Origin of the sequence: Pseudomonas sp. UBA6753, from assembly GCF_002453565.1 — a bacterium.
Taxonomy (GTDB): domain Bacteria; phylum Pseudomonadota; class Gammaproteobacteria; order Pseudomonadales; family Pseudomonadaceae; genus Aquipseudomonas; species Aquipseudomonas putida_Z.
In genome coordinates this window covers 1,709-2,114 of sequence record NZ_DKHD01000055.1, presented here as the reverse complement: position 1 = coordinate 2,114, position 406 = coordinate 1,709, and the positions used below count along the sequence as shown (strand labels likewise).

Here is a 406-nt window from a genome sequence, read left to right as displayed (position 1 = left end):
ATCTACCGTATCCTGATCTTCTATGTCGGTGCCCTGGTGGTGCTGCTGTCGCTGACCCCATGGGACAACCTGGTCGCCAGCATCGATGCCTCCGGCGGCAGCTATGGCAGCAGCCCGTTCGTGCAGGTGTTCTCGCTGCTGGGCAGTGACGTGGCTGCGCACCTGCTGAACTTCGTGGTCCTGACTGCAGCGCTGTCGGTGTACAACAGCGGCACCTACTGCAACGCCCGCATGCTGCTGGGCATGGCCGAACAAGGTGACGCCCCGGCATCGTTGGCCAAGGTCGACAGCCGCGGTGTGCCGGTGCGCTCGATCCTGGCGTCGGCAGGCGTGACGCTGATCGCGGTGCTGCTCAACTACCTGATGCCGCAAAACGCGCTGGAGCTGCTGATGTCGCTGGTGGTGG

The 406-nt window shown here is 64.3% G+C and carries 1 protein-coding gene; it reads left to right on the top strand.

The genetic code is table 11. From position 1 onward, the window contains the following. The coding region (locus B2790_RS21070; RefSeq protein ID WP_286919663.1) for an amino acid permease at window positions 1–406 on the top strand (406 nt) is incomplete at both ends.